Raw genomic sequence first — 7,496 nt, 5'->3', positions numbered from 1 at the left:
TGAAGCGTAAGTGAGTTGAAACACGCGGTGGCAGTCACGGCAGCGAAATCTGTCATAGCCTTTAGGGTTCTGACCATGGCGGTAAACCTGAACAGACTGACAACGGGGACAATGAACGTTAACGCTGGCCATAAGAGAACCTCAAAAGCCCGCATTATACATCAGATTCAACCAATTAGAGGCATCACCCCATCCTGATCAGCGTCAGCAAAATAAAATACACTTATTTATTGATGAATTGCGTGACTATTTATTTATCGAAGTAATCTGAGTCAATTAATAACCGGTAGTAAACAAATTTACGGTAGCAGAAATCATCTGTAAAATAATATTGTTTTTCCCGACGAAAACGGCAAAACCGGTGCGGGTTAAACCATTATGAATAATAAAGGCAAAGGCAGACGATAAAATTTCACATAACAAGAAAATTCAGATAAAAAAAGATTGTATTTCGCGCATCAGGATTTATTTATCACACTGTCAGAAAAATAGCGCCATGATGGCATACACAATGATGCGAGCAAGTGCACAACGCTTTTATCTATTGCAAAAATAAGCTTTGCAGCAGCACTGAAAGTTTTATGATGACCATGTCAATCAATCAATCAGAAAAGGACTTAGATTATGCTGAAACTCGCCCGGCGGGGTTCATAATGAAATTTTCCGCACAGTTAACCCAGCTACGTAAAGCGGCCGGACTGACCCAGCAGGAACTGGCTAACAGCGTGGCCATTCACGTTAATCAGCTCCGTCGCTATGAAGCAGGCACCGCGCAACCTACGCTGACACCGCTGATTAAACTGGCAAGCCGGCTGAACGTCTCACTGGATGAATTAGTTTTCGCCAATGCAAAATACCCCCCCTCACAGGAACTGCTGGCGCAGTTTATCGCAGTGAAAGTTTTAGCCCCCAGAGATCGGCGGCTGGTTGTTGCATTACTCAATGCTGTAATTAGTCACAACCAGGGTAACTGGCCACAGCATGAAACTGACGATATTGCCGGCGTCTGTGAAGAATAAAAAAGAGAAATACGTCAGTGGGGAACTGCTGGTCTGCTGGTAAACGCTGAGCTATCTTTTAAACACGCCCTCAGTTTTCCTGCAAAAAGGACCGGACCATGAAGCCGAACACTATTCTGTCAGCCACACTGATAACCACCATGATGATTACCAGTGGTTGCCATTCCTATTATGGTGTTAACGTCCACCAGCAGTCATTAAATAACGGTCGCGACTATTTACTGCAGCCACCGCTTTATTCTGGTGACAAAATTCGTTATCAGCTTAAAAACGGGGACAAAGGTACACTGACGGTTTCACGCAGTGACCCGCAGAATATTTATGCTGATGACGGACGCGTACTGCCGGTGTCACAAATCAGCCAGCTGGAAAAACGCGAAATATCCAACGGAAAAACCGCGGCAGCGGTTGGCGGCGGCTCGGTGGTGGTAGTGGCCATCGTAGCCACGGCATTGCTGGGGATTGTATTGACCGGCGTGTTCGCTGGCAGCTAAATCACAGTCTGGCCGGTTTCCTTCGGTGCGCTAACGGCGGCACCCTCTGCACACCGCTATTGCTATTGTGCACCTGCCGCCCGCTGTTGTCCGGCAGAAGAAAGCAGAGCGCCACAGCAACATCATGGATAAAGCGTACTTTTACGTCGGCCTGCAGGGTGCAGCGCATCCGTAAAAAAATTGCAGCCGGGCGCAACCTTTTGCGCCTGCTGAACGAACCTGTAATCAATAGCCTTCCTTACTGACCACAAATGGAGAACAACCATGCAGATGAAAACCCGGCTGGCCGCCGCCCTGATGTTGAGCGTTATCCTGCCCGTTACCTCAGCCCTCGCCGCCCTGAGCGCCGGCACAAAAGCGCCTGATTTTCAGCTACAGGCTGCACTGGGTGGCAAACCGATGACCTTCTCATTACAGCAGGCGCTGCAAAAAGGCCCGGTGGTGCTTTACTTTTTTCCGGCGGCCTTCAGTGCAGGTTGTACCATTGAAGCCCATGAATTTGCTGAAGCCAGTGATGGATTTACAAAACTCGGCGCAACCGTCATCGGAGTCACGGCCGGTAACGTCGGGCAGATTGCCGATTTTTCTAAGCTGGAGTGCCGCAACAAATTTGCTGTCGCCGCCGATCCTGGTGCCAAAGTAGCGGCAGAATACCAGGCAACAATGCAAATGAAAGGCAAGACTCTTTCAGACCGGACCTCTTTTGTTATCGCGCCTGATGGCAACATCCTGCTGAGCTACAGCGACAAAAACCCGGAGACCCATATCGAGAAAACCATGGATGCGGTAAAAAAATACCGTCAGAGCCATTAATCACGCCTGATAGTGTTCAATAAACTGTGACCAACAAGCCAGGTGAATCATGCTGACTGCGATTGTTGCCGCCTTTGCCGGCGGCATTATTCTCAACTTTATGCCCTGTGTGTTTCCGGTGGTTTCGCTTAAGGCGCTGGGATTGCTACGACATCAACACTCCCCGGCCCGCACCCGGCTTGAAGGACTGGCGTTTATGCTGGGGGTAGTGGCGACCATGTTGATTCTGGTTGCCGCCCTGCTGCTGGCGCGTGCTGGTGGGTCGGCAGTTGGCTGGGGTTTTCAGCTGCAATCACCCCAGGTTATTGCCCTGCTGGCACTGATAATGCTGGCCTGTGCGCTCAATCTTTTTGGCCTGTTTGAAATGGGTCTGACCATTCAGCGCGCCAGCGGTGTGGCCGGCGATCGTGGTGGTCTGACTGGCGCCACGCTGACCGGTGCGCTGGCCATTGTGGTGGCCACTCCCTGTACGGCACCGGTGATGGCCAGCGCAGTAGGTTATGCGCTGACACAACCGCCGGCGGTAACCCTGGTGATCTTCACGGCACTGGCCATTGGCTTCGCCGCACCCTTTACCCTGATCTCCTGCTTCCCACTGGTGGCCAGATGGCTACCGCATCCCGGCGCCTGGATGGCAACGCTGAAAAAAGCCCTGGCATTTCCAATACTCGGCGCGGCGGCATGGCTGGTCTGGGTACTGGAACGTCAGGCAGGATCCGCTGCACTGGCCACTATTCTGGCCTGCGCCCTGCTGCTGAGCCTTGCCGCCTGGCTGTATGGCATAGCACAACAGCGTTATATGCAGGGAAAACCTGCGCTGCCGGCATATGTGACAAGCGGCCTGTTTATTCTGTTACTGGCGCCTGCGCTGATTGCGCTCAACAGCAGCCCGCAGGCCGATGACGGGATGACAGCATCCGTAGCGGACAACGCCGCGGCGTCGGTAGTATGGTCACCACAGAACGTCGATGCGGTAAAAGGCCAGGGCAAACCGGTCTTCGTTAACTTTACCGCCGCCTGGTGCATAACCTGCCAGGTCAATGATCGCACCTCACTGACAACCAGAGCGGTAAAACAGGCGATGGCGAAAACCGGCACCATCTATATGATCGCTGATTCCACCAAATTTAACCCGGACATTGAACAGGCACTGAGTGACTTTGGCCGGGGCGGTTTACCGCTTTATGTGGTTTATCCGGCAAATGGCGGTAAACCGCTGGTTTTGCCGCAGGTACTGACGCCAGATACGGTAATTTCAGCCCTTGATAAAGCCAGCGCGGCGGGGAAAAAAGCATGAATTCAGCCTTAACCTGTGGCGTGCTGCATCATGCCCGCCAGCGCTGAACAACCGCTGGCAATTTCCCTTGCCAGGCGCTAAACCGACTATGGGTAATGGGGAAAAAGCCAGCGCACACTGGCCGGCGTTAATGGCGCGTGCGCAGGCAGGTGACCGCCAGGCTTATAGCCAGTTATTGCAGGCAATAGTGCCGGCAATCCGCGCCCTGATCCGTAAAAAAATCAGCGATGATACGCTGATTGAAGATGTTATTCAGGAGACGTTACTGGCCATTCACCGGGTGCGGCATACCTATGATCCTGCGCGCCCGCTACTCCCCTGGGTGGCCGCCATTGCCAGCGCGCGCGCAACAGATGCGCTTCGCCAGCGCGGCCGCCGTCGTGACTGGGAATGGCAGGATGAGGCGATACTGTCCCGCAAGGCCAGCGACGGCGAGAACCCGCTGACGGATGAAATTAGCCATCACCAGATGCTGAATGGCTGGTTAAAACAGCTGCCAGCGCGCCAGCGTCAGATTATTGAATCCGTGCATTTGCGCGAAAGTAGCCTCGCCGAGGCGGCGGCAGAAAATAATCTCTCCGTCTCAGCGGTAAAAGCATTATTGCACCGCGCTATGCGCAATCTGCGTAAATCCGGAGTCCGTCAGCATGAGAAATCATGACAAACTCATTGAAACCTTAAGCCGTGATGCACGGCCGGTCAGGCGCATGCCAGCAACGCTATGGCGGGTAACCTGCTGGATTGCCAGCGCGCTGCCAGCCGGCGCACTGGCCAGCTGGCAGCTGCGCCATGCCCTGACCGACTGGACGCAACCGGGTGCAATCAGCGCCGCAGCCGCTATGTTACTGGCATTTATTAGCGGTAGCGTGGCAATTTTCAGCGCCCTTAACCTCAGTATTGCCGGACGCAGCGCAGTGAAAGCACGCTGGCTGGTATTGCTGATACTCAGCTGGCTGATAACAACACTGTTAAATACCGGCCTCCAGCCCACACACCCGTTACAGGCGGGAGAAGGCATGCATTGCTATCAGTTTATGCTGACAGCCAGCCTGCCAATGATGTTTATTGCGATCCTCTGTCTGCGCCGTACCCGCTCGCTCTTCCCGGTACGCAGCCTGATGCTGGCCGGCTGTGGTATCGCCTTTATGACGGCAACCCTGTTGGCCTTCTGTCATCCGGTTGTGCTGGAACGGGCGGACCTGCTGATGCACCTGGCCGCCGCGCTGACGATTATCGTACTGACTCCGCTCGTTGGGTATCGCTGGGTGGCACTGAACTGATGGCGGCCTGTGTCCGCCGGGCAACAGCTTACAGCCAGCCGGCATGGCGGAATTTTTTCCAGATCCAGGCGCAGATTGCCAGCGTTATCACCAGCGAGGCGGGATAGCCATAAGATTCGTTAAGTTCGGGCATATTTTTAAAGTTCATGCCATACATACTAAAGACCACCGTTGGCACCACCAGAATAGCCCCCCAGCCCGCCAGCTTTTTCACCACTTCGTTTTGCTGCACCGAAATCAGCGCCAGCTTGACCTGCATTGCGCTTATCAGTACTTCGCGCATCTCTTCAGCATCAATCACCACGTGACTGGCATGGTCCTGCACGTCGCGGATATAAGCCCGCAGAGGGTCGGGAATGATTTCCTCATGTAAATGGATTAACTGTGAGCAAATTTCTTCAACCGGCTGCGCCGCATTACGCAGCAACGACAGTTCACGCCGCATGTTATAAGCAGACTGCAGGTGTTGCCGGTTGAATTCACTGTCAAACATTGCCTTTTCTGTTTCAGCGATGCGCTCGTTGAGGCTGGCAATAATGTTGCTGTAGTTATCGACGATGAAATCCATGATGCAATACAGCGCGTAGCCTGCACCGAGGGCAAATTTATCGTGATTTTCCAGCGCACGCTGACGTACCGATGCATAGCTATCTGACTGACCATGGCGTACCGAGATAATAAAATTTTTCCCGACAAACAGGTGGGTTTCGCCATAACACACCTCGCCGTTTTCATTGAGATGAGCCGTTTTCAGAACTATAAATAACGAGTTTTTATAGCGCTCAATTTTAGGTCGCTGATGCGCGGTAAGCGCATCTTCAATGGCCAGCTCATGCAGATTAAATTCCTGTTTGATGGTGCTCATAAAGTCCGGGTCGGGTTCCAGCAGGCCGAGCCAGATAAACGTATCCGGTTGCTTAATCACCTCACTGATTTTCTCTACTTCCACCCGCTGTGGCTCATGCCCCTGGCGATAAGCAATGCTGTTAACAATCATAATCATCTCCGGGATAGTCAGATTGTAAATACCGTAATTCTGAAGCCATGCAGACTGCCCCGTCACCGTAATCGCAGAGTGACCGCCGGGTAATCAGGAGGCTGGCGCGCCAGCAAGGTGGCGAAAATCGCTACCGGTGGGCTGCTGATAAATGCTTAGCTGAAAATAGTCGGCAATGGCATAAATATACTCAAAAATTTCTGCCTGCGACTCTTCGTAATCAATCCAGAGCGTAGAGGAAGTAAAGCAGTAGATCTCCACCGGTAACCCCTGCGCCGTCGGCGCCAGAGGACGCACCACCAGATACATATCGCCACGGATATCCCCGCGGTTGCCGAGCCAGCGGGCGATATATTTGCGAAACAAGCCGATATTGGTAATACCCTGTTCAACAAACCACGACGGGTCCAGGTCGGCCGGTTTATCTGCCGGCAGAATATCTTCCACCATCTGATGTAACAGCGGCAGACGTGCCAGTGACTGCATTAAAGCCGGTGACGCAAATGCAATCGATAGCTGATCGATATAAAAACTGCGCTTAATACGACGACCGCCGGAAGCAAACATCGCCTGCCAGTTGGTATAGGTTTCGGTAATAAAATTCTTGGTAGGAATACGTGAAATAGTATTGTCCCAGTTACGCACGGTAATGGTATGTAACGCAATATCAATGACTTCACCACTGATATCTGAGCCGGGCATTTCAATCCAGTCCCCCAGCTGCAGCATGTCAGAAGTGGAAACCTGAATATTTGCCACCAACGAAATTAGCGTGTGCTGAAATACCAGCATCAGCACCGCAGCAACCGCACCCAGACTGGAAAGAATGATAACCGGCGATTTGTTTGACATTGTCGCCAGCACCAATATCACGGCGATAACATGTACGCCAATTTTACCGACCTGAATATACCCTTTTATAGAATGGTTTTTTTTACGGGTCTTACGCACCCAGGATTGATTAATAATCTCCAGAATTTCATTAATCAGGTTTGCCAGATAAACAATGAACAAAATGCCGCAAAAGGTATTGATGGTATCCACCATATGCAACGGCAGATTGGGAATAAACTGGTTGAGGGTATATACCGTGACCACCGGCACCATATTCGCCAGCTTGTCGGCAATACGCACATCTTTTTCCAGCGGCACGTCCTGTTTGTGGGTGGCAAAAAACAGCCGGCGCACCAGAAAGACTAAAAAGAACTTACCGATAAGCCAGGAGACCAGACCGGATATGAGCAACACGCCACTGAAAAAAATCACGTAGAGAATATAGTTTTCAGCAATAAACGACCAGATGGTATTCAATAGCGACATTACAGCCACGCCCGCCAGATAAGTGTCGATGAATTATCCCATCATGGCGCCCTCTGGCCATAAATTATTTGTGCTTTCGCACCGGGAGAAGGATAAGGCAGCGGAGACAAAAAAAATTTTATTAGCTTAATAATCAATAGACTGCAATGAAATGCAGCAGAGCACGCTGGCGAGTGTTCTCAGACTGATACACTTCAGGTAGCACATTACGCTGATGGTTTTGTCATAGCAGGCCATTATTGTTGATGAAACCTGCACAATCTGAACGGAGGAAAT

At 51.7% G+C, this 7,496-nt stretch carries 9 protein-coding genes; 6 read left to right on the top strand and 3 right to left on the bottom strand.

Going from position 1 to position 7,496, the window contains the following annotated elements:
• Positions 1-132: IS1 family transposase (locus tag BL249_RS07610; RefSeq protein ID WP_342634061.1), on the bottom strand; the 132-nt coding region annotated here is incomplete at its 3' end.
• A 521-nt stretch (positions 133-653) separates the two neighbouring features.
• Here BL249_RS07610 and BL249_RS07605 point away from each other — a divergent pair.
• From BL249_RS07605 to BL249_RS07575, 6 genes are all read left to right on the top strand, one after another.
• Complete coding sequence (locus BL249_RS07605) at positions 654-1,019, top strand: helix-turn-helix domain-containing protein (RefSeq protein ID WP_099706060.1); 366 nt, start codon at positions 654-656, stop codon at positions 1,017-1,019.
• Positions 1,020-1,117: 98 nt separating this feature from the next.
• On the top strand, positions 1,118-1,513 hold the full coding sequence (locus tag BL249_RS07600; RefSeq protein WP_099706043.1) for a hypothetical protein: 396 nt from the start codon (positions 1,118-1,120) through the stop codon (positions 1,511-1,513).
• 264 nt (positions 1,514-1,777) lie between these two features.
• Entirely contained in the window at positions 1,778-2,326 is a 549-nt protein-coding gene (locus BL249_RS07590; protein WP_099706041.1) for a peroxiredoxin, read from the top strand.
• A 49-nt stretch (positions 2,327-2,375) separates the two neighbouring features.
• On the top strand, positions 2,376-3,623 hold the full coding sequence (locus tag BL249_RS07585; RefSeq protein WP_099706040.1) for a protein-disulfide reductase DsbD family protein: 1,248 nt from the start codon (positions 2,376-2,378) through the stop codon (positions 3,621-3,623).
• Between the two features lie 88 nt (positions 3,624-3,711).
• Positions 3,712-4,284 (top strand): sigma-70 family RNA polymerase sigma factor, encoded by a 573-nt coding sequence (locus BL249_RS07580; protein ID WP_099706039.1) that lies wholly within the window; start codon positions 3,712-3,714, stop codon positions 4,282-4,284.
• Complete coding sequence (locus tag BL249_RS07575; RefSeq protein WP_099706038.1) at positions 4,271-4,903, top strand: DUF1109 domain-containing protein; 633 nt, start codon at positions 4,271-4,273, stop codon at positions 4,901-4,903. Before BL249_RS07580 ends, BL249_RS07575 begins: the two co-directional genes overlap by 14 nt.
• Positions 4,904-4,931: 28 nt before the next feature.
• Here BL249_RS07575 and corA read toward each other — a convergent pair whose 3' ends face one another.
• Together corA and BL249_RS07565 are read right to left on the bottom strand one after the other, a co-directional pair.
• On the bottom strand, positions 4,932-5,900 hold the full coding sequence (gene corA / locus BL249_RS07570) for a magnesium/cobalt transporter CorA (protein ID WP_099706037.1): 969 nt from the start codon (positions 5,898-5,900) through the stop codon (positions 4,932-4,934).
• A gap of 93 nt (positions 5,901-5,993) precedes the next feature.
• Positions 5,994-7,220 (bottom strand): mechanosensitive ion channel family protein, encoded by a 1,227-nt coding sequence (locus BL249_RS07565; protein ID WP_099706036.1) that lies wholly within the window; start codon positions 7,218-7,220, stop codon positions 5,994-5,996.
• Positions 7,221-7,496: the final 276 nt, after the last annotated feature.

It is taken from the genome of Erwinia sp. OLFS4 (assembly GCF_002752165.1).
GTDB lineage: Bacteria > Pseudomonadota > Gammaproteobacteria > Enterobacterales > Enterobacteriaceae > Izhakiella.
Note: the sequence above shows the minus strand (reverse complement) of the source record. Positions and strands in the feature narration are given on the sequence as shown.